Source organism: Methylocystis sp. H4A, assembly GCF_015709545.1.
GTDB classification, from domain to species: Bacteria; Pseudomonadota; Alphaproteobacteria; order Rhizobiales; family Beijerinckiaceae; genus Methylocystis; species Methylocystis silviterrae.
Genome location: NZ_JADNQY010000018.1, coordinates 87,476 through 109,180, shown reverse-complemented (window position 1 = coordinate 109,180; position 21,705 = coordinate 87,476). Strand labels below are relative to the sequence as shown.

Below are 21,705 nucleotides of genomic sequence, written 5' to 3'. Positions count from 1 at the left end.
TGGGCGACTCCCTATGACTGCGATCCTATCCCATCACGAACTTTTGTCAAGTATATAAATGCGTATTTATTCCTTGACAGCCGGACGATGGTGGCGATTGTGCATTTGACGAACCATGAGAATCGGGTAGCTTACGCGCGTCTTCATGAGGCTGCGCTATGATTTCAGTTCCTGCTTATTGCCCGACGTGCAAAATCATTTTTCCGTCTGGTTTTGGGCTTGATCGCTCGTCTTCCATTTACATGGAAGGAAACCGTTCGTCGTGCCCAAACGGGCACATGGGCATTGTGTTAGATGGCATGATGAGCGCCGTGGACGGTGTCTTACATATAGAACGCGCCGGAATCGTTACTGAATTCGTAATCAGCAAAATACTTGCTCTTGCAGATAAAGCGCAGCGAGGTGGAATCGATCCGCAAGAAGCTCTGAACGAGGCTTTACAGCTTCTCCCGTCTGAAGCCGCTACAGCCGTAAAGAAGCTTGGCGCGCACAACCCTTTGGCCGCCCTGCTCTTGATCGTGTGGGTTCTGACTGGGATCAGCACCATCACTACGAACTTCGCCAACATTCATGGAGGCAATTCTCCAGCTAACCCAGCTCCCCCGTCCGTCATCAACAACAACATCACCATCAACAACGCGCCCGCACTCGGCGAACCACATCAGGGCTGCGTTGCGAAGCCGCTCAAGAGGGAACAGGCCCGGCGCCTGAAACAGATAGAAAAGCAGCGCGAGAAAGCTAGGCAATCCCATAAAGATGCCACCAAGCAGAAATGCGACTAAGTTCTCTCTGCGGAAGAGGCCGATCATTTTCGCTTATCCTTGGCAGGATTTTTTGCGGGCGCGTCAGGCGATGCCTTATGTCGCGCGACCTTCTTTAGCGCCGCGTCGAAATGCGCTGGATCTTCGTCGCAGCCGAGCGACTTGGCGGCGTCTATAAATTCGGCATACTGGTCGGCCTTCGCAACCGTTCGTTTTTTGGTCATGCCCGATCCGAAGTTCGTTGCTTATATCGACGAAGCTGGGTGCTCCGGCGATAAGTATGGTGGTGGCTCAAGCCACTTTCTAGCCATCGGCGCTATCGTATTCCCAATCCAAGGGGAGCGCGACGTGTTGGCCGTTTTCGATGAAGCGCGCAGCGAGCGCGGTCACGAGAGGAAATTCAAAAAATTTTCAGAGACGAAAGAGAAAGACAATTTCGTCTTAACAAAGGTTCTTTCGACAAAGAAAGCACTGATAACACAGGTTGCACTGCACAAGCCTTCTATGGCTGGAACATTCTTAAGAGCAAATCATAAAGAAGAATATCAATACCTCGTGAAATTCGTCCTTGAACGTGTTTCTTGGATAGCAAAGGCAGCGGCTCGCGGCGGCAGCAGCGATACAAACAAAGTTAAACTGGTTTTCTCCAACCAGGACATGTATCCGTACGATGAGCTAGCGTCATATCTAACTAAGCTACAGAAGGGTCAAGCTCGCTATAATTGCTCTGTTAACTGGGATTTCGTGCATGAAGAGTTCACTTCGCAGAGACATCAAAATGAGACCGGTATCCACTTAGCTGATATCATCGCATCGTCTTTGCACATGGCGATTGAGCCTAAACAGCACGGCATCACCGACGACAGGTTCCAGCGTAATTTGCTCCCAATGATTTTTAGAAGTTACGGGAAACCAGCAGGGCTGAAATTATTCCCAACCCGAGAGATATCCCAGATGAAGGCAAACGGAGATTTCGGGTTTATGAGATTTATACTTTAAACTATTTGTCCGCCCTCAGCGCTCCACTCAGGCCGGTGCGCTTCATCGGGCGGACAATGCCCTACTCAGCTAGTCTAGAACTAACATTTCGGACTCCTCATACTTAGGCGATTCGGTCATAAATTTCAAGAATCAAGTTCGCTGTACCGATCACCTATTGTTGTCAAGGCGTTGTGTCAGATATCCGGTATGTGAGGCGCTTCCCCTTAATCCCTTTCAGGGCGCGCGCGCTGCGTTCTCCATCCTCACAACCAAGCGCCGAGCGATTATTGTAGCGGAAATCGAATTCCGCGAGATAGCGATGCAGATGCTTCTCGCCGCAGTGCTGGTAGACGCCTTTCATGCCGCGTTTGAAGATCGAGAAATAGCCCTCAACCGTGTTCGTATGAACGTCGCCGCGAACGTATTCGTCGGCGCTGTGGCGCACCGTGGCGTGATCGGCGAACTTTTTGCCGACTTCCGGGTATAGGGCGCTTTCGTCCGTGTAGAGCGACGTTTCGCGGTCAATGTTCTCGGAGACGATAGAGGCGACCGTGACCTTGTTCGCCTTCTCCACATGGAACGTGCGAACCGAACCGCCGCGCTCGACAAGAGCGATGACGGCGCGCTTGCCGGCCGGACCGAACTTGCGACGGCGAGACTTATAAGGCTTGCCTTCCTTGGTGACGGTCGGCTGAACCTCAGTCTTGCCGAAATAGGTTTCATCGGCCTCCACAACGCCGCCGGCGCCGCCCATCGGCGCAAGCTCGCCAGACCGCATGGCCTCGCGAATGCGATGCGCCAGAAACCACGCCGTCTTGTATTGAACCTCTAGGACGCGGTGAAGCTGATGGGCGCTAATGCCCTTCTTGCTCGCCGTCATGAGATAGACCGCCTGCAACATTTTCGAGAGCGGCAGATGCGCGGACTCGAAAACCGTGCCGACCTTCACCGTGAACTGCTTGCGGCAGTCGGAGCACTTACGAAGGCCAATGCGCGTCTTGCGTAGATCGTAATGCTTTCCAGAGACGGAGCCGCAATGCGGGCAAACCGGGCCATTCGTCCACAAGACGCCCTCAAGATGGGCGAAAGCGGCGGCTTCGTCGTGAAAGTAGGGTTTCGACAAAACAGACATTGGTCCTAGCTCCTTGACTCTGAAGCTATATCACGCCGCTTGGTTTGTCAACTACACAATCACCACGATGGTCCTATAGAAAAGCGCCATGCTCCAAAATTGCGCTTGAGCGGCGCGAACGAGTTTACCGGCGCGGCGTCCTCTCCTCCCGTTCCCCGCGCCAACTCGATCCCCTCGCGCTTCGAGACGCTTGCGTCTTGGGCCGAGGGGATTTTTTTGGAGCGTTGTTGAAAACTGACTCGTCAGGCTCCCGGCTTGTCATTCCCGACGCGCGAAGCGCGATCGGGAATCCAGGGGCAAAATCAAACACGCTTGTTGCGACTCTGGATTCCCGATCAGACCTGCGGCCTGTCGGGAATGACATGCCCGATGATCAGTTGTTGAGGTTGAAATAGAGGTCTTTCCAAGCCGGATTAAGCGTCTCGATTAATTCGAGCTTCCAACGCCTCTCCCATTTCTTCAACTGCTTTTCGCGCGCGATGGCTTCGTTCACGTCGCCATAGGTTTCATACCAAACGAGCATGTGAACATTATATCGCGATGTGAAACCTCGGGTCTGTTTGGCCTTATGCTCGTGAATGCGCCGCGCCAAATCATTGGTCACGCCGACATAGAGCGTGCCGTTTCGCGCACTCGCGAGGATATAGACAAAATAGGTCTTCTCCATCTTCGATGCTTCCACTGCTGTCATTCCCGACGCGCGAAGCGCGATCGGGAATCCAGGGGCAAGATCAAGCATGATTGGTGTGACTCTGGATTCCCGATCAGGCCTTCGGCCTGTCGGGAATGACACTGCGCGGCGGCTACCATTGAAGAGCAATATAGAGCTTTTCAAAAAGTGAACATCTCGCTCAATTCGTTCCCCGGCTGTCATTCCCGACGCGCGGAGCGCGATCGGGAATCCAGGGCAAAATCAAACACGCTTGTTGCGACTCTGGATTCCCGGTCAGGCCTGCGGCCTGTCGGGAATGACAAAGCCCCACTGCTTTAGCGGTGCAACCCCATAAGTCGCCAACCCTACGGAGACTGGCTGATGGCGGCCAAATCCGCGCCGCCGTGCGATGAAAAGATCGCGCAGGCGAAGCTTCTCTATGACTCGGGCGTCACGCCCATCGGCGAAATTCTCGAACTGCTCGGCATGAGCGTCGGGCAATTCCGCCGCTTTCGCGAAATTCACGGCTGGCCAATGCGCGCCTCCGCCTGCGCGCCGAAAAAGCCGCAAGAGGCTGCGCTTGCCGCAAAGAAGCCGCGCGATGCCGGCCGGCTGATCGCGCGGCTCGAAGACGCCGTCGAACAGGAATTCGCCCGCGCAGAAGCTGCGCTCGCCAAACATGCGCCCAAGACCATCGAGGCGAGCGCCCGCACGCTCGCAAGCCTCGTCAAAACGCTCGCCGAATTGAAGCGCATGCGACGCGAGCACGAGGATAGCGAGAACGACGCAGACGATGACAGCGACCCCTCCGCGAGCGCTCGAGGCGGCGACGCGCCGCCCCGTGAATTGGCCGAACTCCGCGCGGAGCTTGCTCGACGACTTGAGCGCCTGCGCGGCGCAGGGCCGACTGAATGAGGCGCTCGAAGGTTTGAGCGCGAGAGAACTGGCGCGGCTTCTCGACGAGTGGGAATTCGTCGCACGGCGCGATCAATGGCCCCCGCACTTGGCCGCGAGCGGCGCGCCTTGGCGCACATGGCTGATCCTCGGCGGACGCGGCGCGGGCAAGACCCGCGCCGGCGCCGAATGGGTGAAAGCGCTGGCGCTCGGACGCGCGCAATTTTCACCGCGCCCGCTCGGGCGCATCGCGCTTGTCGGCGAGACGGCGGCCGACGTGCGCGAGGTGATGGTCGAGGGCGTCTCCGGCCTGCTCGCCGTGCATTCGCCGCGCGAGCGGCCGCGCTGGGAGACGACGCGAAAGCGTGTCGTCTGGGACTCGGGCGCCGTGGCGCAGGCGTTTTCGGCGGAAGATCCGGAAAGCCTGCGCGGGCCGCAGTTTCACGCCGCCTGGTGCGACGAGCTCGCCAAATGGCGCTACGCCAGGGAGACATGGGACATGCTGCAATTTGGCCTGCGTCTCGGCGACTGGCCGCGTCAGCTGGTGACGACGACCCCGCGTCCGCTGCCGCTTTTGAAAGAGCTGATCGCCAATCCGGCGAGCGTCGTGACGCGCGCGCTGACGCGGGAGAACGCCGCCAATCTTGCGCCGTCCTTTCTGGAAAGCGTCGTCGCGCAATATGCCGGCACGCGCCTGGGGCGTCAGGAGCTCGACGGCGAAATTCTTGACGAGCGCAAGGATGCGCTGTGGACGCGCGACATGCTGGAGCGCGCGCGGGTCCATGAGGCGCCGCCGCTCAAGCGCATCGTCGTCGCGGTCGATCCGCCGGCGAGTTCCGGCAAGCGCGCCGACAATTGCGGCCTCGTCGCCGCGGGGATTGAACAGGCCGGAATGCTCTATGTTCTCGCCGACGCGACTTTGTCGGCGGCGCGGCCGGCGCAATGGGCGCGCGCGGCGATCGCGCTGTATCACAAGCTTTCCGCCGACGCGCTTGTCGCCGAAGTCAATCAGGGCGGCGAAATGGTGCGCGCCGTGCTGAACGAAGCCGATCCTTCGGCGCCGGTGACGATGGCGCGGGCGACGCGCGGCAAATATTTGCGCGCCGCGCCGGTCGCGCAGCTTTACGAACAGGGCCGTGTCAAACATGTCGGCGCCTTTCCGGCGCTCGAAGACGAGATGTGCGATTTCGGCGCCGACGGACTTTCGTCGGGGCGAAGTCCCGACCGGCTCGACGCGCTGGTCTGGGCGATCACCGCGCTGGCTTTGACGCCGAAGGCGCCCGAGCCGCGCATGCGGCGAGTGTAGCGAAGCATTGCACGCTCTCCTTCTCCCGCAAGCGGGAGAGGGTTTGCGCCGCGCCAGTCGCATTCCTTTCAAAGGACCTTTCATGCCCTCTCTCTTCTCGCGCCTCATCGGCGCTGTCGCGCCGGCGCGCGAAACCAAATATTCGCGCGCGGCGAAGCTCCTCGCCATGCATGCGCTCGGACAGCCGCATTGGAGCGCGCGCAATTCGACGGTGCTGACGCGCGAAGGCTATGAGCGCAACGCCGTCTGCCATCGCTGCGTGCGCATGGTGGCGGAAGCCGCCGCCTCGGTGCCATGGCTCGTCTATGAGGGCCGCGAGGAGGCGGTCGACCATCCGCTGATCTCTCTCATCGAGCGGCCCAATCCGCTCGACACCAGCGCCTCCTTCATCGAAACGATCTGCGCCAATCTGCTGCTTTACGGCAACGCCTATATTGAATCCGTTCTGATCGACGAGGAGCTGCGCGAACTTTATGCGCTGCGGCCCGACCGCATGAGCATCGAAGCCGGGCGCAACGGCTGGCCCGCGGCCTTCATCTATCGCGCGCTCGGACAGGAAGCGCGCTACGAGATGCGCGGCGAAGGGATAGAGCCGATCCTGCATATCAAATTCTTCAACCCGCTCGACGATTATTACGGCTTTCCGCCGCTCGCCGCCGCACAAGTCGCGCTCGACACGCGCCGCGAGTTTCTGGAACAAGGCGCTGCTCGACAATTCCGCGCGCCCCTCCGGCGCCCTCGTCTATGCGGGGCCGGAAGGCGCGCATCTCACCGACGAGCAATTCTCTCGGCTGAAGGAAGAGCTGGAGGAGAATTTCTCCGGCGCGACCAACGCCGGAAGGCCGCTGCTGCTCGAAGGCGGGCTCGACTGGAAGGCGCTGTCGCTTTCGCCCAAAGACATGGATTTTGCCGAGTCGAAAGCGGGCGCGGCGCGCGAGATCGCGCTCGCCTTCGGCGTGCCGCCGCTGCTGTTGGGTCTTCCCGGCGACAATACGTTTAGCAATTACGCCGAGGCCAATCGCGCCTTCTGGCGCCAGACCGTGCTGCCGCTCGTCGTGCGCGTGCAGAAGAGCTTTCAGGCCTGGCTGCGGCCGGGCTTCGGTTCCTTTCGCCTCGATTATAACGCCGATCGTCTGGAAGCATTGGCGAGCGAGCGCGCCGCCGAATGGGAACGCGTCGGCAAGGCGGCTTTCCTCACGCTCGACGAACAGCGCGAGGCGCTGGGCTATGGCCCGGCGCCGAAAGAAGCGCTCTTCGCCAAACGCGATCTCGCGCTGGAGCGCCGCTATCGGCCCGATCAGCCCCGCGCGCCGGCGGGAAGTTCCGCCGGCGGGCAATGGACGGACGGCGGGGGCGGCGGTGGGCTTTCAGGAAGCGTTGGGCTTCTCGATGATTCGTTGAGCTTCTCGGACGAGCCTGGTTCCAATCCCACCGTCCAACAAATAGCTGACAATCAACTCGTCGATTTGCGAGATGAGGAGGGTGGCGTACACGAGGGTCATTCGATACGCGACCATGTTGGAAAGACTGATAACCAGCTCCGTGATAGAATTCGTGACTCTTATGAGGAGCACGGCTGGCTCTGGGTCGAGCGGGATACAAGAGCGGGGTCCTTTCCATCCATCGAAGCCGCAAACAAGCTCGTTAATTCAGTCATCGCAAGAAACTTTCGCACTGTCGAAGATGTCATATCTGGGCGGATAACGCGCCGCATAAGGATCGATGCGTCTTTTGAGACTGCTACAGGCCGAGAGGCTTATTCGCTGGACCCCTCGAAGCGAAACGCCACGATATTTTTCAGAGATACCTATGGCGCCGCCGTGGTGATTATTCATGATAAACCTTCGAAGAAGGGCTATTCGATTATAACCGCTTTCCCAACTTTCGAATAACCGGAGACGGCGATGCCGATACAAATGTCCGACGAATTTGAAGGATTTTGCCTTGGGCTTGATATTGCGCTTTCGCGCGATCACGTTAAAGCCACGACGCAGGAGGCGTCCCTGAAGCGACTGGATGACGCCATATCGGAATCTCTATCGTGTTTCGATCTGGCTGGCCTCGAGCGATTGAGGGAATTTTTGTCAAACGTAATTGAGAGCAAGAACCCAAGCGTGGAGTTCGAGACGCTTTGGTTAAGCCTAAAGCCAACTAAAGTGTTTTTTGGGTCACCAAAAACGCAGCAAGAAGACACCGGCTACGTCTTCATCTTCAAAAGAGCGCGGCAAATCATAGAAAACGAGATGGCTTCGCAACACGAATGACTTGCTCGGCGAAAGAGGGCTAGCGAACGCGCCGCCGAATGGGAGCGCGTCGGCAAGGCCGCCTTCCTCACGCTCGACGAAAAGCGCGAGGCTGTAGGCTACGGCCCGGCGCCGAAAGAAGCGCTCTTCGCCAAGCGCGATGTCGGTCTGGAGCGCCGCTATAGCCCGAATCAGCCGCGCGTCCCGGCGGGAATTCCGGCGCTGGGCAATGGACGAGCGGGGGGGCGGCGGAGGTTCGGCAGGCGGGTCTCGCGGCGCGCGAGATGATCGCGCGCGGCGGCGGGATGTGGAGGGCCGAGTCCAGACGGCGCTGAACACAGATCCGAGAGTGGCGAGCGACGTCGAAGGGTCCATCACGCTGGCCCAGGCGCGCGGCGGCGGTCGCGGCAGAAGCGGACTCGCTGCCACGCCGGCGCAACTCGCAAGAGAGACAATCTCCGCGGAGCGCGCCGCACGAGCGATGACGCGCGTGCAAGAACTCGATCCCGACTGGCGACCGCCGCAAACTCTCATCGATCCGGAAAACATCGAGCATCGCATCGAACGCAATGAGAGCGACATCCGAGAGGCGGACGCGCGCTACGCCGAGCTTCTGCGCGCAAAGTTCGGCGACAACATGCCGCCGCGCGATCCATTTCGTCGGCTACGGATGCGAGAATCGGTGATCGAAGAATTTTACCCTCGGGGCATTACAGGCCCGGAACAGGATCGGATCGATAATCTGGCGCGAGACCCCGCTTCACTCGGTCAGCCCCGTTGGCCGGAGGTCGCAACCGTGTTGCGGATGGAGAAAGAAACTGGCAGGCCCTTTAAGAGGTCAAGCGCCTCTGGCGCCGATTTCCAGGACGAATTTGGCCAAACATGGGATGCGATAGGGAGTGATGTGTCGGATCAGTTTTTCAATTACGAAAGGTTCACGCGTCGCCTGCAAGGGAAGCTTCGCAATCGTGCCGTTGACCGATACGTCGTTGATCTTTCAGGCTTGGGCAGCGAGAATGCTGCAAGAGTATTGACCTACATTTGGACCCTGCCCGTTGAAACACAGGCGCGTATCAAAGTTCTGAGGTGACATATGTCCTCTCTCGTCACATTCGACGCTATCGACAAGGAATGGCTGCCAATTTCCCGAGGGCAGTTCGAAGCCATATTGGGAGGAGCTTATGAGCTTTATCTCGATCGCAACAAGGCGCCGCGAATCGCCGAAGACTTGGCGCCGCAAGTCCTTGGCTTCCTCTACGACGGCTGGCCGAGCAAATATGAGTTGCCCGATGGGAAAGCTCTCGATTTCTTCGAGTTCAGCGAATACCCGCGCGAGGAGCGGATAGAATTGTTTCGTGCGATGGAGGCCTATTACGCTGATTTTCAGCGCGACCAACTCGATCCTGGGCTGACCTGGATGCGCGAGCGCAAAGAGATTTTCACCCCTGCATTCGAGGAGGTGATCGCGCTGATGCGCGAGGAGCTCGCGGCGACGTCATAGGCGGAGTCCGTGACCTCTTTGGATCATCGACCAAAAGGGTAAACTCCACTACCTCTTTGGAGGCCGGTAATGTCCACCTGCTTTTTTTTCGATAGCGCCTTGCCGCTCGACCAGACCAAGGAGTTGCTCTCCCAAGCTCGTGAAAAATATCGAGATATTCTCCGCTACTTCTGGCTTTCGGAAGTCGGAGAAGCGAGGCCTCCTAATATTGAAGACGACGCCGAATACGGTTTCGATCCAAAATGTACCTTCCTGATCGAATGGAACAAAGAACGCTCGGAACTGCTCGAACTCATCCCCGCGATCTTTTATGAGGCGTTCGGAAAGGACAATATCCTTATCCGCGACAACAACTACGACGTGGTCCCGCCTCCCAAAACAATTGATTAGCGGGCGCGGCGCGCGAGATCGCGCTCGCCTTCGGCGTGCCGCCGCTGCTGTTGGGTCTCCCCGGCGACAACACCTTCAGCAATTACGCCGAGGCCAATCGCGCCTTCTGGCGCCAGACCGTTCTGCCACTTGTCGCGCGCGTGCAGAAGAGTTTTCAGGCCTGGCTGCGGCCGGGCTTCGCGTCGGGAATGACTGACAAACGCGCCGCCGGCCGGAAATACGAAACCGCCCATGTCCGACATTCTGAACGCCGTCTTGGAGCGCGGCGATCTCGCGCATCTCGCGCTGTTTCTGTGGGCCTGCGCCGCCACCGCACAAGCCTATCTCGCGTTGCGCGAACTCGGCGAGGCGACGCGCCGCCTTGACGCATTCGTGCGCGAACTCGCGCGTTTCAACCGACGTTGCAGGAGCGATCAATGAATCAGAAGAATTGGCTGCCGCATTTTGTAAGACGTCCGCGCGCGCGCCATGCGCGCATGCGGGACGATCCTTCCGCCGTGTTCAAGACCTTTGTCGAGTTGCTCGCGCAATTGCGCGCCGACGCCCGCGCGGCGAGCCATGCGCCAATCAACGCCCAGGCGGAGAAGAGCTGATGGTCGCGTTGCAAAAGACGGCGTTGAGCGCCGGCGCGCCGGAAATCAAGCGCGCCGAGTCGCCGTTGCTGCAGGCCAATGAAGCTGGCGCCTTCTCGGGCTACGCCAGCCTCTTCGGCGTGGTTGATTCAGGCGGCGACATGGTGATGACCGGCGCCTTTGCGCGCTCGCTGATCAAGCGCGGCGCGGGGGGCGTCAAAATGCTGTGGCAGCATCACGCGGCCGAGCCGATCGGGATGTGGTCCTCGATCGTCGAAGATTCGCGCGGCCTCAAAGTCGAAGGCCGCCTCGATTTGTCGGTGGCGCGGGCGCGCGAGGCGTTGTCGCTGATGCGCAAGGGCGCGATCGACGGTCTCTCAATCGGCTTTCGCGCGCGACGCGCCACGACGGACAAATCCAGCGGCGTGCGCCGCCTGCACGAAATCGATCTGTGGGAGATCTCCATCGTCACCTTTCCGATGCTGCCGCAGGCGCGCATCGGAAAGGTGAAGCAAAGTCGCAGTGGCGCGTCACGCATGGAGGCGCTCGGCGCGAAGCTCGCGCGCCTGAGAGCGCAGCGGGCCGCACTTGACTTCGCGCAGGCGCTGCGGCGCGCCGCCGCACGCTGCTGACCGACGCAGAAGAAAATAATCGCATCGATTCCCGCCTTGCCGTCGGGCGCAAATGAACTCTTTGAGACGGCTTTCCCAAGCACGCGGACTTCATCCCGGCGGCTCCCGCCGCCGGGGCGTTTTTCCGCGCGCCGGCGCCAAACATGAGGCTCTATATATGTCAGCAGTTGAAACGAAATCCGCCGGCGACGATATTCTCGCCGATCTCAATCGCGCCTTCAGCGCCTTCAAGGAGACGAACGACGAGCGTTTGACGCAGCTCGAGGGCCGCCTCGGCGCCGACGTCGTGACCGAAGAGAAGCTCGCGCGCATCGACCACGCGCTCGACGACACAAAGAGCCGCCTCGATCGCCTAGCGCTGGAAATGTCGCGGCCGCGCATCGGCGGCAAGCTCGTCGACGACCACAGCGGGCGCGAGCACAAGAGCGCCTTCAATCACTATATGCGCTCCGGCGAAGCGAGCGGCCTCAAGGCGCTCGAAGCCAAGGCGCTGTCGCGCGGTTCGGGCCCTGACGGCGGCTATCTCGTGCCGCTTCCAACCGAGCGGGAAGTTCTGCGAAGACTCGCGAAGTTTTCGCCGATCCGCGCCATCTCCAGCGTGCGCGAAATCTCCGGCGCGTCGCTGCGCCGCGCCTTTTCGACGACAGGTCCTGCCGCCGGCTGGGTCGCCGAAGCCGATCCACGCCCGCAGACCAACAATCAGCAGCTCGCCGACATGACCTTCCCGGCGATGGAGCTTTACGCCATGCCGGCGGCGACGCAGGCGCTGCTCGACGACGCCGTCGTCGACATCGAGCAATGGATCGCCGAGGAGGTGCAAGCCGCCTTCGCCGAACAGGAAGGCGCGGCCTTCGTCAGCGGCGACGGCGTCAATAAGCCGAAGGGCTTTCTCTCCTATGCGACGGTTGCGGACGCGAGCTGGACCTGGGGCAATGTCGGCTATGTGGCGACAGGCGCCGCCGGCGCTTTCGCGGCGAGCGATCCTTCCGACGCCTTGGTCAATCTCGTTTACGCGCTGCGCGCCGGCTTCCGCCAGAACGGCAAATTCGTCATGGGACGGCGCGCACAGTCGCTCGTGCGCCAGTTCAAGACGACGACGGGCGATTACATCTGGGCGCCGCCCGCTACCGCCGACGCTGGCGCCTCGCTGATGAACTTCCCCGTCGTTGAAGGGGAAGACATGCCGGACCCGGCCGCGAATTCTCTCTCCATCGCCTTCGGTGATTTCGAGCGCGGCTATGTGGTGGTGGACCGCGTCGGCATTCGCGTGCTGCGTGATCCCTACTCCGCCAAGCCCTATGTCCTCTTCTACACGACGAAGCGGGTCGGCGGCGGCGTGCAGAATTTCGAAGCGATCAAGCTGTTGAAATTCGCCGCATCCTAATCAGCCCGCCCCGTTGAGGCCGCGACGACAAACGTCGCGGCCTTCCGCTCACCACAACCTAGGACGCGCGATGCGACCGATGCTCATCGGCGCGCCGGCGATCGAGCCCGTCTCGCTCGCCGACGCAAAATCATGGCTGCGTGAAGACGGCGTCGAAGAGGATGAATTGATCCAAGCGCTGATCGTCGCCGCGCGCATGACGCTCGAGGCCTATACGCGGCGCTTCTTCGTCACGCAAAGCTGGCGTCTCGTGTTCGACTGCTGGCCGACTTCGGTTGCCTCGAACGCGACGCTCCGCATTCCCTTCGCGCCATTTCAGTCGGTGACGGCGATCCGTGTGTTCGACGCAAGCGACGCGCCGCAGACGCTCAATGCCGCGACCTATCGCGCGCCATCCTCGAAAGAGGGTGGCCGCATCAGCTTCACGACCACGCCGCCTGCGCCCGGACGCGCGATCGACGGAATCGAGATCGACTTTGACGTCGGCTATGGCTCGCTCGCGAGCGACGCGCCGCAGCCGCTGCGCCAAGCGATTTTGACGCTCGTCGCGCATTGGCGCGAACATCGCGGCGATAGCGGCGACGACGCTTTGCCGAAAACGGTCGCGCAGCTCGCGGCGCCGTTTCGGCGGGAGCGGCTGCTGTGAGCGGCCTCCCCATCGGCGCGCTGCGCCATCGCGTGACGCTCGAGGCGCCCATCGACGCGCCCGACGGCGCCGGCGGCTTTTCGCGCAGCTTTACGCCCGTCACGACTCTTTGGGCGCGCATCGCGCCTTCTGGCGTTCGCGAGGCCTTCGTCGAGCAACGCGCCGAGCAGGCGACGACTCTCGTCGCGACGATCCGATGGCGTGACGATGTCTCAAAGGACATGCGCTTTGTCTATCGCGGTCGCAAGCTTCGTATCCAATCGGTTCTCGATCCCGATGAGCGCCGGCGATTTTTGATCTGCACGTGCGAAGAGATCACATAAAGGACTCGCCATGAGCGTTTCACCCGTCATTGCGCTGCGCAAGGCGATCCGCGCCTATCTGCTCGCGGATGCCGGCTTCGCCGCCACGCTCGGCCAAAAGCTTTACGACGAAGCGCCACGAGGAGCCGAACCGCCCTATGCGCTTTTTGGCGAAGCGCAGCTGCGCGACTGGTCGGCAGATCTTTCACCAGGCACCGAGCAATTTTTCACCATCGGCGTCACGTCGACGATGCGGGGGCTAAGCGAGGCGCTGGAACTGGCGCAGCGCATCGCCGATCTTCTCGATGAGGCGGCGCTCAGTCTTGAGGGCCATCGGCTGGTCGACTTGCGCTTCCTCTCCTTGGAGACGCGTCGCGATCAGAACGGCCGCTTCGCGCGGGTCAATCTGCGCTTTCGCGCCACGACCGAATATCTTTAACGGAGCTCAATGATGGCCGCCCAGAAAGGCAAGGATCTGCTCTTGAAAATTCATGACGGCGCGAGCTTCGTCACGGTCGCAGGCTTGCGCACGCGACGCCTCGCGCTGAATGCCGACACGGTCGATGTGACCGACGCCGAGTCGAGCGGCCGCTGGCGCGAATTGCTGGACGGCGGAGGACTGAGGCGCGCCAGCATCTCCGGGACAGGCGTGTTCAAGGACCAGTCGTCGGATGCGCTGCTGCGCCAGACCTTCTTCGACGGGCTACTGCGCGAGTGGCAGATTGTCATTCCCGACTTCGGCTCGCTCTCAGGCCTGTTCCAGATCGCCAATCTCGATTACCGCGGCGAATATTCCGCCGAGGTGACCTTCGATATTTCCCTTGAATCGGCAGGCGCGCTCGCCTTCGCGGCGTTGTGAGGTTTGAACGGCTCAACTGTCATTCCCGACGCGCGAAGCGCGATCAGAAATCCAGGGGCAAAATCAAACTGCCTGTTGCGCCCCTGGATTCCCGGTCAGGCCTTCGGCCTGCCGGGAATGACATTTCCAGATGGACCGGCGCATTTCATGTGAGGACGCAATGGCGAACAGCAAACGCGGCGAAATCGACGCGGTAATCGACGGCAAGAGTTACACGCTCTGCCTGACGCTCGGCGCGCTCGCCGAACTCGAAAGCGGCTTTGGCGCCAGCGACCTTGTCGCGCTCGCGAGCCGCTTTGAGGAACGACGGCTTTCCGCACGCGACATACTGCGCATCATCGGCTGCGGGCTGCGCGGAGCCGGCAACGACATAAACGACGAAGACGTCGCGAGAATGAAAGTTTCGGAGGGTCTTGCAGGCTACGTGCGTATCGCGGCCGATCTCCTCGCCGCGACCTTCGGCGACGCGCCGGAGCGGAGCGCCGACGCAAACCCTCCGACGCCGCAGGACGCCTGAGGCAAACGGAAGAAGCGGCGCGCGACGCCTCCCATCGCGCGCCCTTTCCGTTCGCGCGCGCCATGGCCTTCGGGCTCGGCGTCCTGCGGCTCCCGTCGCGCGATTTCTGGTCGATGACGCCGCGCGAACTTTTTTGCGCGGCGGAGGGCGTTTACGGCTCAGCGCCGGGCGCGCCGTCGCGCGCGGCGCTTGAAGACATGATGCGCCAATTTCCCGATTCTCAAGGATCGACATGACGACAGATTTCGACCCCTTCCCGGACCCGTTCAACGCGCCGGGCGCGAATGAGCGCGTCGCGACGGCTAACCTGCAAGCGACAAAACTTCTGCTCGATCAGATCAACGTCTCGGCAGGAAATGTCACGAAGACGCTTCACCTGGGTTTCGGCTCCGCGGCGGCAAGCGGCCGCAGCTTCAACGACGTGCTCTCGACGATCGCACAGTCGCTGACGCGCATGGCCTTGCGCGCGGGAACCAAGGCGCTCGCCGAAGGACTGGTGAGCGGATTGAGCGGCATGTTTTCCAGCGCCTTCGGCGGCGCCGGGACCGTTGCGCCTTTTGCGCAGGGCGGGGTCGTCGCAAGTCCAACCTATTTTGCGAGCGGCGGCGCGATGGGGCTGATGGGCGAGCGCGGCGCCGAGGCGATCATGCCGCTCGCGCGCGGCGCGGATGGCCGGCTCGGCGTCGTCGCGCAAGGCGCCGCCGCGCGTCCGGTTGCGGTCACGGTCAACATCGCTGCGCAGGATGTCGAGAGCTTCCGTCGTTCGGAGGCGCAAATCACGGGCGCCCTGGCGCGGGCTGTCGCGCGCGGCCAGCGCAACCTCTAAGCGGGCGCAGCCGGCATGAGCGATTTTCACGAGATCCGCTTTCCACTTGATGTCTCGCTGGGCGGGCGCGGCGGACCGGAGCGGCGCACAGAGATCGTGACGCTTGGCTCCAATCGCGAGGCGCGCAACGCCCGCTGGGCGCATTCGCGGCGCCGCTATGAAGCTGGCTACGGCGTCAAGAGTCTCACGCAACTTTCGCAGATCATCGAATTCTTCGAAGAGCGGCGCGGCAGGCTTTATGGCTTTCGATGGCGCGATCGCGCCGATTGCGCCTCCTGCGCGCCGGGCGCGACTGCGAGCCCAACGGATCAACCAATAGGAATGGGAGATGGCGCGCGCGCCGCATTTCAGCTTGTGAAGACTTACGGAGGCGCGTTTTCCGCTTATGCGCGCGACATCGTAAAGCCCGTCGCTGGAACAGTGCGGGTCGCGGCCGATGGCGTCGAGAAATCGGCGCCGGATGTGAGCGTCGACGTCACGACGGGAATCGTGACCTTCGCGCCCGGCGCCATTCCCTCGGCGGGAGCGGTCGTCACGGCAGGCTTTCTCTTCGACGTGCCTGTGCGCTTCGATACGGATTTTCTTGAAATCGATATGCACGCTTTCGAGGCCGGCGCGATTCCAAATATTCCGATCGTCGAAATCGTTCCCTAGCCGCCGAAAAAGCGCGAAGCGAAGCCATTCAGCATCGCCTGACTCATGCTGAATCGCCGCAACACTTTGCGGTTCGCAATGACGTTGAAAATTGGAAGACAATGATGCTCTCGCTCTCTCCTTCGATGCAGGCGAAGCTCGATCAGCGCGCCACCACCTTCTGCCATTGTTGGCGCGTTGCGCGCAACGATGCGACAGCGATGGGCTTCACTGATCATGATCGCGACCTGACTTTTAATGGCGTGACCTTTCGCGCGAACACTGGTCTCTCGGCGTCGCAGCTCGAATCGAGCGTCGGCTTTGCGCCGGGAACGGGCGAAGCGACCGGGGCCTTGAGCGACGAGAGCCTCACCGAGGCGGATCTGCTGAACGGCCTCTATGACGGCGCCTCGGTCGAGACATGGCTGGTCGACTGGACGAACGTGACTGATCGCGCTTTGCTGGACATCGCGACGATCGGCGAGATACGCCGCGGCGAGATGGCTTTCGCCGCGGAGCTGCGCTCGAGCGCGCACCTTTTCGATCAGCAGCAGGGCCGCGCCTTTCAGCGCAGTTGTTCGGCGGATCTCGGCGACGCGCGCTGCGCCTTCGACGTCATGGCGCCCGGCTTTCACGCGACGAGCGTCATCGCCGCCTTCGTCGGCGGCGCAATCGACATGGATCTTTCCGAACTTTTCGACTGCGGCTTCTTTGCTGGCGGCGTGCTTACCTTCACAAGCGGCGCGAATGAGAATGCCCATTTCACGATCAAATCGCATTGGCAGGAAAATTTTCGCGCGACCGTCACGCTGTGGACGCCGCCGGGCGGCGCGATTCTCGCCGGAGACGTCGTTGTCCTGACGGCGGGATGCGATAAGTCGCCGACAGCCTGTCGCTTGAAGTTCGACAATATCGTCAACTTTCGAGGCTTCCCGCATATGCCGGGCAATGACCGAATCATCGCCTATCCGAGTTCGCTTGCGCCGGCGATGGACGGCGGGAGTCTTTTTTATTTTACCCGCGCCGACATTGTCGCGGCGGCGCGGCGCTGGCGTGGCACGCCTTATGTGCATCAAGCTTCGCTCATCCATGTCGGCTGCGATTGTCTTGGGCTCGTGCGCGGCGTCTGGCGCGACATCATCGGCGACGAGCCGGAGGCGGCGCCCGCATATACGCCCGATTGGGCCGAAGCCTTGAGCGCCGAGACATTGCTTGACGCCGCCCATCGCCATTTCAGAGTGGTGGCCTTAAGCGATTTTCGTGAAGGCGACGTTCTCTTGTTTCGCTTTCGTGAACATCTCCCGGCGAAACATCTCGGCATCGCAATATCGACGACGCATATGATTCACGCACATGCCGGCGCCTGCGTCGCGCAGGTCGCGATTGGCCCGCATTGGCGCAAGAAGCTTGTCGCCGCCTTCGCCTTTCCGAACGTTGTGGATTGAAGGCGCAGCACGTCTGTCATTCCCGACGCGCGCTCGGCGCGCGATCGGGCATCCAGGACAAAACCCGACATTCCTGAAGCTGCACTGGATTCCCGATTAGGCCTTCGGCCTGTCGGAATGACATTGCGAGGCTCTTCGAGACGCTCATGGCCACTCTTGTTCTGCAGACGATCGGCTCTGTCGCCGGCGGCGCGATCGGCGGACCTGTTGGTTCCTCTATCGGCGGCGCGCTCGGCGGCTTCGGCGGCTCCTTCGTCGACGCAGCGCTGCAACCGCATGCATCGCCCCGCTATTCGATCGGTCCGCGGCTGAAATCGATGGACGGGATCACCTCAACGGAAAGCTCCGGGGTGCCGCGCGTCTACGGCCGCGCGCGCCTCGGCGGACAGATGATCTGGGCGACGCGCTTTCTCGAACGCGTCAATGTTTCTTTTTCGCAGACACAGCATCAGGGTAAAGGCGGCGGCGGCGGCGGCGGCTTCAACATTCAGTTCACCTATGCCTATTCGGCGAATTTCGCGATCGGTCTATGCGAAGGGCCTGTCGCTTTCGTGCGACGCATCTGGGCTGATGGGTCAGAGCTCGACATGACGACGCTGCCGATTCGTATCTATCCCGGGACTGAAGATCAGGAGCCAGATCCGCTGATTGTCGCCAAGGAAGGGACCCAAAACGCGCCCGCCTATCGCGGTCTCGCCTATATTGTTTTCGAGGATCTCGCGCTCGCGCCGTTCGGCAATCGCATTCCGCAATTCACCTTCGAGGTGGTGAAACCCGTCGAAGGACTCGGCGCGATGATCCGGGCCGTCGACCTCATTCCCGGCGCGACGGAGGCCGGCTATCACCCTGCCCTCAAGCTCAATTTCTACTCGCCCGGCGCCACGGCGGCGGAAAATCGCCATCAGCTCACCGCGGCGACGGATTGGACCGCGTCGATCGACGCCCTGCAGGCGCTTTGCCCGAATCTCGAAAGCATCGCGCTGGTCGTCGCCTGGTTCGGCGACGACCTTCGCGCTGAACATTGCACGATCGCGCCGCGCGTCGACGCGACATTCAAAACCATCGGTCAGTTCAATTTCATTCTCAGCGGCTTCTGGCCGCCCGACTGGTCGGTCGCCGGGCTGACGCGCGCATCCGCGCGGCTCGTGTCGCAAATCGATGGACGCGCGGCCTATGGCGGAACGCCCAGCGACGCGTCGGTGATGGCCGCTATCGCCGACCTCAAGGCGCGCGGCCTCGCGGTGACTTTCTATCCCTTCGTGATGATGGACGTGCCGCCGGGCAATGCGCTGCTCAATCCTTACACAGGCGCCGTCGAACAGCCGGCGTTCCCCTGGCGTGGACGCGTGACGTGCAATCCCGCGCCGGGTCGGCCGGGCTCACCTGACGCAACCGCGACTGCTGCGGCGCAGCTCGACGCATTCTTTTCGCGCTATCGCGGCTTCATTCTGCATTACGCCAATATTTGCGTCGCGGCCGGCGGCGTCGACGCATTCCTCATCGGCTCCGAACTGATCGGCTTGACGCGCGTGCGCTCGGCGCCGGGCGCATATCCCGCCGTCGGCGCGCTGATGACGCTCGCCGCGGAAGCGAAGGCGATGCTTGGCCCGCAAACAAAAATCTCTTACGCCGCCGACTGGACGGAATATGGCGCGCATGTTCCTGCAAGCGGCGAAGCGCGCTTTCCGCTCGATCCGCTGTGGGCGTCAAGCGCCGTCGATTTCGTCGGCGTCGACGTCTATTGGCCGCTGTCCGACTGGCGCGACGGCGACGCCCATCTCGACGCGCAGGACGCGGCGAGCATTTATGATCTCGACTATCTCAAGTCTCGCATCGCTTCGGGCGAGGCCTATGATTGGCATTACGCCGACGCAAATGCGCGCCTCGCGCAAGAGCGTACGCCGATCAGCGACGGGCTCGGCAAGCCTTGGATCTTCCGCCAGAAGGATTTTCTGTCATGGTGGTCGCAACCGCATTACGAGCGCGTCGGCGGCGCTGAGCTGACGGCGCCGACGGCATGGGTCCCGCAGTCGAAGCCGATCTGGATCGTCGAGACGGGATGTCCCGCTGTCGACCGCGGCGCCAATGCGCCGAATGTTTTTCCGGACCCGCGTTCGAGCGACGGCGGTCTGCCCTATTTTTCGCGCAACGGCCGCGACGATCTCATGCAGGCGCGATTCATCGAGGCGATGATCGCGCATTTCGATCCGGCGGCCCCCGGCGGCGAGGCGCGCAACCCGACGTCCAATCTCTACGCCGGGCGGATGGTTGATCCGGCGCGCCTGCACATATGGTGCTGGGATGCGCGCCCCTTTCCGGCCTTTCCGACGCAAGCCGACGCGTGGAGCGACGCCGCCAATTGGGAGACGGGCCATTGGCTGAACGGACGACTCGAAGGCGCGCCGCTCGACCGCCTCCTGCCGGCGCTCGTCGGCGCCGTCTCCGCGCCTGAAGTTGTCACGCAGCGGCCGAACGTCAGCGGCTTTCTCGACGGCTATGTGCTGGAGCGGCCGATGTCGCCGCGCGAGGCGATCGATCCTCTTGCCGCGCTTTACGGCGTCGACGTCGTGGCGAGCGCGGGCGCCTTGCGCTTCGTCGATCGGCGCGGGAAACCCGTGTGCGAAATTGACGAAGACGATCTCGTCTCCGACAAAACCGCGTCGCTGGTGACGCTGGCGCGGGCGCAGGAAAGCGAACTGCCGCAGGAGATCGCGCTTTCCTTCTGCGATTCCGAAAACGACTTTCAAATGGCGCGAGTCTTATCCCGCAGACTCGAGGGCCGCTCGGCGCGCCAGAGTGAAGCGCAAGCCGCGGTGATGACGAATCGCGCCAATGCGCAGTCGCTTACGGAGAGCTGGCTTCAGGATTTGTGGATCGGACGCGAAACCGCGGAGTTTACGCTGCGGCCTGGCCTTCTCGCTTTGCAGCCCGGCGATCTGGTGCGGCTGGGCGCAGCGGGCGGCGGCCGGCTGTTTCAAATTCAACGCATCACGGACGGCGCCGCGCGGCAAGTGAGCGCGCGCGCGGCGGACGCTTCCGTCTATGACGTGGCCGCGCCTCTGCTCGGACGCACGAAAGTCGTTTCGCCGAAGATGGTCGGACCGCCGAGAGTCGAAATTCTCGACCTGGCGCTCTGGCGCGACGAAGAAGCGCTCTCCTATGTCGCCGCCTTCGCCGATCCCTGGCCCGGTCCGCTCGCAATCTGGAGGATGACGTTCGAGGGCGGCTACGAGCAGATCGCGATCATGGACAAGCGCGCGATCATCGGCGAGACGCTCGACGTCCTGCGCGCCGGTCCGGTCGGACGTTTCGATAATGGCGGCGGCGTCACTGTCAGAATCGGCGCCGGACACCTCTCGTCGGTGGGCGATCTCGCCGCGCTCGCGGGGCGCTCGGCGATGGCGATCCGCGTCGACGGCGACTGGGAGATTTTCGCTTTCGCGCACGCCGAACTTATCGGCGAACAGACATATCGTCTGTCAAGGCTCCTTCGTGGCCTCGGCGGCGAAGAACATCTCGCCAATCGCGATGCGCCGGCCGGCGCGACCGTCGTGCTGCTCGATGACGCGATCGCGCCGCTGGCGCGCAAGGTCGCCGAGATTGGCGCGCCGATGACCTATCGTATCGGTCCGGCGGATCGCGACTATGCGGAGCCGGTCTTCGTTCAGCCGACCGTCGCCGCGACAAACAAGGCGTTGCGTCCCTACGCGCCGACGCAGGCGCGCGCCCGGCGCACGCCGGCCGGCGTCGTCATCGATTTCGTGCGGCGTGGACGCATCGACTCCGACGCCTGGGAGGCGCTCGACATTCCGCTCGGCGAGGCGAGCGAATCCTACGAAGCCGATATCTCACTGCCGGCGAGCGGAAAGCGCACGCTCACAACAGCCGCAGCGCCGATCCTCTATCCCGCCGCCGAAGAACTCGACGATTTCGGCGCGCCGCAAAGCGAACTGACGCTTTCACTTTACCAGATGAGCGCGACGGCTGGACGGGGTTTCCCGCTGACGACGACGCTCCCCGTCCAATAGG

Annotated in this window: 27 protein-coding genes and 2 pseudogenes; 25 read left to right on the top strand and 4 right to left on the bottom strand. The window is 61.9% G+C overall.

The genetic code is table 11. The annotated features are described in order from the left end of the window. Positions 1–158: 158 nt before the first annotated feature. On the top strand, positions 159–782 hold the full coding sequence (locus IYW40_RS04970) for a hypothetical protein (protein ID WP_196399646.1): 624 nt from the start codon (positions 159–161) through the stop codon (positions 780–782). Between the two features lie 23 nt (positions 783–805). On the opposite strand, the gene IYW40_RS21390 is transcribed toward IYW40_RS04970, so the two are convergent. Then, the gene (locus IYW40_RS21390; protein WP_210327193.1) at positions 806–985 is read right to left on the bottom strand and encodes a hypothetical protein; all 180 of its coding nucleotides are present in this window, start codon (positions 983–985) and stop codon (positions 806–808) included. On the opposite strand from IYW40_RS21390, the gene IYW40_RS04965 reads away from it, so the two are divergent. Continuing rightward, a complete protein-coding gene (locus IYW40_RS04965; protein ID WP_210327192.1) occupies positions 984–1,760 on the top strand; it encodes a DUF3800 domain-containing protein in 777 nt (258 codons plus the stop codon). The two genes, IYW40_RS21390 and IYW40_RS04965, sit on opposite strands and share 2 nt — an antisense overlap. 163 nt (positions 1,761–1,923) lie before the next feature. Here the strand turns inward: IYW40_RS04965 and IYW40_RS04960 are convergent, their stop codons facing one another. Continuing rightward, a complete protein-coding gene (locus tag IYW40_RS04960; protein WP_196399644.1) occupies positions 1,924–2,874 on the bottom strand; it encodes an IS1595 family transposase in 951 nt (316 codons plus the stop codon). 373 nt (positions 2,875–3,247) lie between these two features. Further along, positions 3,248–3,541, bottom strand: a complete 294-nt coding sequence (locus tag IYW40_RS04955) for a GIY-YIG nuclease family protein (protein WP_196399685.1) — start codon at positions 3,539–3,541, stop codon at positions 3,248–3,250. Positions 3,542–3,907: 366 nt separating this feature from the next. Between IYW40_RS04955 and IYW40_RS04950 the strand changes: the two genes are divergently transcribed. The 21 genes and pseudogenes from IYW40_RS04950 (at position 3,908) to IYW40_RS04855 (ending at position 16,252) form a co-directional block, all read left to right on the top strand. Next, positions 3,908–4,441, top strand: coding sequence for a hypothetical protein (locus tag IYW40_RS04950; RefSeq protein WP_196399643.1), 534 nt, complete (start codon positions 3,908–3,910; stop codon positions 4,439–4,441). Further along, positions 4,395–5,726 (top strand): terminase family protein, encoded by a 1,332-nt coding sequence (locus tag IYW40_RS04945; RefSeq protein ID WP_196399642.1) that lies wholly within the window; start codon positions 4,395–4,397, stop codon positions 5,724–5,726. The genes IYW40_RS04950 and IYW40_RS04945 overlap by 47 nt, the downstream gene beginning before the upstream one ends. Before the next feature lie 82 nt (positions 5,727–5,808). Continuing rightward, a pseudogene (locus IYW40_RS04940) lies at positions 5,809–6,961 on the top strand (phage portal protein); the annotation flags it as partial. A 162-nt stretch (positions 6,962–7,123) separates the two neighbouring features. Beyond that, positions 7,124–7,618 (top strand): RNase A-like domain-containing protein, encoded by a 495-nt coding sequence (locus IYW40_RS21690; RefSeq protein WP_246720654.1) that lies wholly within the window; start codon positions 7,124–7,126, stop codon positions 7,616–7,618. A gap of 24 nt (positions 7,619–7,642) precedes the next feature. Then, positions 7,643–7,990: a hypothetical protein gene (locus tag IYW40_RS04935; protein ID WP_196399641.1), complete on the top strand. Its 348-nt coding sequence runs from the start codon at positions 7,643–7,645 to the stop codon at positions 7,988–7,990. 469 nt (positions 7,991–8,459) lie between these two features. Continuing rightward, complete coding sequence (locus IYW40_RS04930; RefSeq protein WP_196399640.1) at positions 8,460–9,059, top strand: hypothetical protein; 600 nt, start codon at positions 8,460–8,462, stop codon at positions 9,057–9,059. 3 nt (positions 9,060–9,062) lie between these two features. Next, a complete protein-coding gene (locus IYW40_RS04925; protein ID WP_196399639.1) occupies positions 9,063–9,470 on the top strand; it encodes a hypothetical protein in 408 nt (135 codons plus the stop codon). A 69-nt stretch (positions 9,471–9,539) separates the two neighbouring features. Continuing rightward, a complete protein-coding gene (locus IYW40_RS04920; RefSeq protein WP_196399638.1) occupies positions 9,540–9,860 on the top strand; it encodes a hypothetical protein in 321 nt (106 codons plus the stop codon). 2 nt (positions 9,861–9,862) lie between these two features. Next, positions 9,863–10,015, top strand: a pseudogene (locus tag IYW40_RS04915) (phage portal protein); the annotation flags it as partial. 76 nt (positions 10,016–10,091) lie between these two features. Then, entirely contained in the window at positions 10,092–10,280 is a 189-nt protein-coding gene (locus tag IYW40_RS04910) for a hypothetical protein (RefSeq protein ID WP_196399637.1), read from the top strand. Beyond that, positions 10,277–10,453: a histidine kinase gene (locus tag IYW40_RS04905; RefSeq protein WP_196399636.1), complete on the top strand. Its 177-nt coding sequence runs from the start codon at positions 10,277–10,279 to the stop codon at positions 10,451–10,453. The genes IYW40_RS04910 and IYW40_RS04905 overlap by 4 nt, the downstream gene beginning before the upstream one ends. Next, the gene (locus tag IYW40_RS04900; protein WP_196399635.1) at positions 10,453–11,064 is read left to right on the top strand and encodes an HK97 family phage prohead protease; all 612 of its coding nucleotides are present in this window, start codon (positions 10,453–10,455) and stop codon (positions 11,062–11,064) included. The genes IYW40_RS04905 and IYW40_RS04900 overlap by 1 nt, the downstream gene beginning before the upstream one ends. 157 nt (positions 11,065–11,221) lie before the next feature. After that, positions 11,222–12,448, top strand: coding sequence for a phage major capsid protein (locus IYW40_RS04895; protein ID WP_196399634.1), 1,227 nt, complete (start codon positions 11,222–11,224; stop codon positions 12,446–12,448). Positions 12,449–12,518: 70 nt separating this feature from the next. Further along, positions 12,519–13,094, top strand: coding sequence for a phage head-tail connector protein (locus IYW40_RS04890; protein ID WP_196399633.1), 576 nt, complete (start codon positions 12,519–12,521; stop codon positions 13,092–13,094). Further along, the gene (locus tag IYW40_RS04885; protein ID WP_196399632.1) at positions 13,091–13,417 is read left to right on the top strand and encodes a phage head closure protein; all 327 of its coding nucleotides are present in this window, start codon (positions 13,091–13,093) and stop codon (positions 13,415–13,417) included. The genes IYW40_RS04890 and IYW40_RS04885 overlap by 4 nt, the downstream gene beginning before the upstream one ends. Before the next feature lie 10 nt (positions 13,418–13,427). Continuing rightward, complete coding sequence (locus IYW40_RS04880; RefSeq protein WP_196399631.1) at positions 13,428–13,835, top strand: DUF3168 domain-containing protein; 408 nt, start codon at positions 13,428–13,430, stop codon at positions 13,833–13,835. A gap of 12 nt (positions 13,836–13,847) precedes the next feature. Then, positions 13,848–14,255 carry a phage major tail protein, TP901-1 family gene (locus tag IYW40_RS04875; protein ID WP_196399684.1) on the top strand — a complete coding sequence of 136 codons (408 nt, stop codon included), beginning with the start codon at positions 13,848–13,850 and terminating at the stop codon, positions 14,253–14,255. A 160-nt stretch (positions 14,256–14,415) separates the two neighbouring features. After that, positions 14,416–14,772, top strand: coding sequence for a gene transfer agent family protein (locus IYW40_RS04870; protein WP_196399630.1), 357 nt, complete (start codon positions 14,416–14,418; stop codon positions 14,770–14,772). Continuing rightward, positions 14,769–15,008 (top strand): rcc01693 family protein, encoded by a 240-nt coding sequence (locus IYW40_RS04865; RefSeq protein WP_281432863.1) that lies wholly within the window; start codon positions 14,769–14,771, stop codon positions 15,006–15,008. Before IYW40_RS04870 ends, IYW40_RS04865 begins: the two co-directional genes overlap by 4 nt. Beyond that, entirely contained in the window at positions 15,005–15,598 is a 594-nt protein-coding gene (locus IYW40_RS04860; RefSeq protein WP_196399628.1) for a phage tail tape measure protein, read from the top strand. The genes IYW40_RS04865 and IYW40_RS04860 overlap by 4 nt, the downstream gene beginning before the upstream one ends. Before the next feature lie 15 nt (positions 15,599–15,613). Then, a complete protein-coding gene (locus IYW40_RS04855; RefSeq protein ID WP_196399627.1) occupies positions 15,614–16,252 on the top strand; it encodes a DUF2460 domain-containing protein in 639 nt (212 codons plus the stop codon). Here IYW40_RS04855 and IYW40_RS21685 read toward each other — a convergent pair. Beyond that, complete coding sequence (locus tag IYW40_RS21685) at positions 16,249–16,470, bottom strand: hypothetical protein (protein ID WP_246720656.1); 222 nt, start codon at positions 16,468–16,470, stop codon at positions 16,249–16,251. The two genes, IYW40_RS04855 and IYW40_RS21685, sit on opposite strands and share 4 nt — an antisense overlap. Between IYW40_RS21685 and IYW40_RS21680 the strand changes: the two genes are divergently transcribed. Both IYW40_RS21680 and IYW40_RS04840 read left to right on the top strand, forming a co-directional pair. Continuing rightward, a complete protein-coding gene (locus IYW40_RS21680; protein ID WP_246720653.1) occupies positions 16,378–17,676 on the top strand; it encodes a DUF2163 domain-containing protein in 1,299 nt (432 codons plus the stop codon). The two genes, IYW40_RS21685 and IYW40_RS21680, sit on opposite strands and share 93 nt — an antisense overlap. 146 nt (positions 17,677–17,822) lie before the next feature. After that, positions 17,823–21,704: a glycoside hydrolase/phage tail family protein gene (locus tag IYW40_RS04840; protein WP_196399626.1), complete on the top strand. Its 3,882-nt coding sequence runs from the start codon at positions 17,823–17,825 to the stop codon at positions 21,702–21,704. Position 21,705: the final 1 nt, after the last annotated feature.

Coding starts and splice junctions, on each gene's coding strand:
- IYW40_RS04870 (WP_196399630.1), top strand. CDS start 14,416: ATGGCGAACAGCAAACGCGGCGAAATCGACGCGGTAATCGACGGCAAG.
- IYW40_RS04965 (WP_210327192.1), top strand. CDS start 984: ATGCCCGATCCGAAGTTCGTTGCTTATATCGACGAAGCTGGGTGCTCC.
- IYW40_RS21680 (WP_246720653.1), top strand. CDS start 16,378: ATGCAGGCGAAGCTCGATCAGCGCGCCACCACCTTCTGCCATTGTTGG.
- IYW40_RS04920 (WP_196399638.1), top strand. CDS start 9,540: ATGTCCACCTGCTTTTTTTTCGATAGCGCCTTGCCGCTCGACCAGACC.
- IYW40_RS04895 (WP_196399634.1), top strand. CDS start 11,222: ATGTCAGCAGTTGAAACGAAATCCGCCGGCGACGATATTCTCGCCGAT.
- IYW40_RS04875 (WP_196399684.1), top strand. CDS start 13,848: ATGGCCGCCCAGAAAGGCAAGGATCTGCTCTTGAAAATTCATGACGGC.
- IYW40_RS04855 (WP_196399627.1), top strand. CDS start 15,614: ATGAGCGATTTTCACGAGATCCGCTTTCCACTTGATGTCTCGCTGGGC.
- IYW40_RS21390 (WP_210327193.1), bottom strand. CDS start 985: ATGACCAAAAAACGAACGGTTGCGAAGGCCGACCAGTATGCCGAATTT.
- IYW40_RS04910 (WP_196399637.1), top strand. CDS start 10,092: ATGTCCGACATTCTGAACGCCGTCTTGGAGCGCGGCGATCTCGCGCAT.
- IYW40_RS04955 (WP_196399685.1), bottom strand. CDS start 3,541: ATGGAGAAGACCTATTTTGTCTATATCCTCGCGAGTGCGCGAAACGGC.
- IYW40_RS04905 (WP_196399636.1), top strand. CDS start 10,277: ATGAATCAGAAGAATTGGCTGCCGCATTTTGTAAGACGTCCGCGCGCG.
- IYW40_RS04960 (WP_196399644.1), bottom strand. CDS start 2,874: ATGTCTGTTTTGTCGAAACCCTACTTTCACGACGAAGCCGCCGCTTTC.
- IYW40_RS21685 (WP_246720656.1), bottom strand. CDS start 16,470: ATGATCAGTGAAGCCCATCGCTGTCGCATCGTTGCGCGCAACGCGCCA.
- IYW40_RS04935 (WP_196399641.1), top strand. CDS start 7,643: ATGTCCGACGAATTTGAAGGATTTTGCCTTGGGCTTGATATTGCGCTT.
- IYW40_RS04925 (WP_196399639.1), top strand. CDS start 9,063: ATGTCCTCTCTCGTCACATTCGACGCTATCGACAAGGAATGGCTGCCA.
- IYW40_RS04880 (WP_196399631.1), top strand. CDS start 13,428: ATGAGCGTTTCACCCGTCATTGCGCTGCGCAAGGCGATCCGCGCCTAT.
- IYW40_RS04860 (WP_196399628.1), top strand. CDS start 15,005: ATGACGACAGATTTCGACCCCTTCCCGGACCCGTTCAACGCGCCGGGC.
- IYW40_RS04970 (WP_196399646.1), top strand. CDS start 159: ATGATTTCAGTTCCTGCTTATTGCCCGACGTGCAAAATCATTTTTCCG.
- IYW40_RS04950 (WP_196399643.1), top strand. CDS start 3,908: ATGGCGGCCAAATCCGCGCCGCCGTGCGATGAAAAGATCGCGCAGGCG.
- IYW40_RS04840 (WP_196399626.1), top strand. CDS start 17,823: ATGGCCACTCTTGTTCTGCAGACGATCGGCTCTGTCGCCGGCGGCGCG.
- IYW40_RS04900 (WP_196399635.1), top strand. CDS start 10,453: ATGGTCGCGTTGCAAAAGACGGCGTTGAGCGCCGGCGCGCCGGAAATC.
- IYW40_RS04890 (WP_196399633.1), top strand. CDS start 12,519: ATGCGACCGATGCTCATCGGCGCGCCGGCGATCGAGCCCGTCTCGCTC.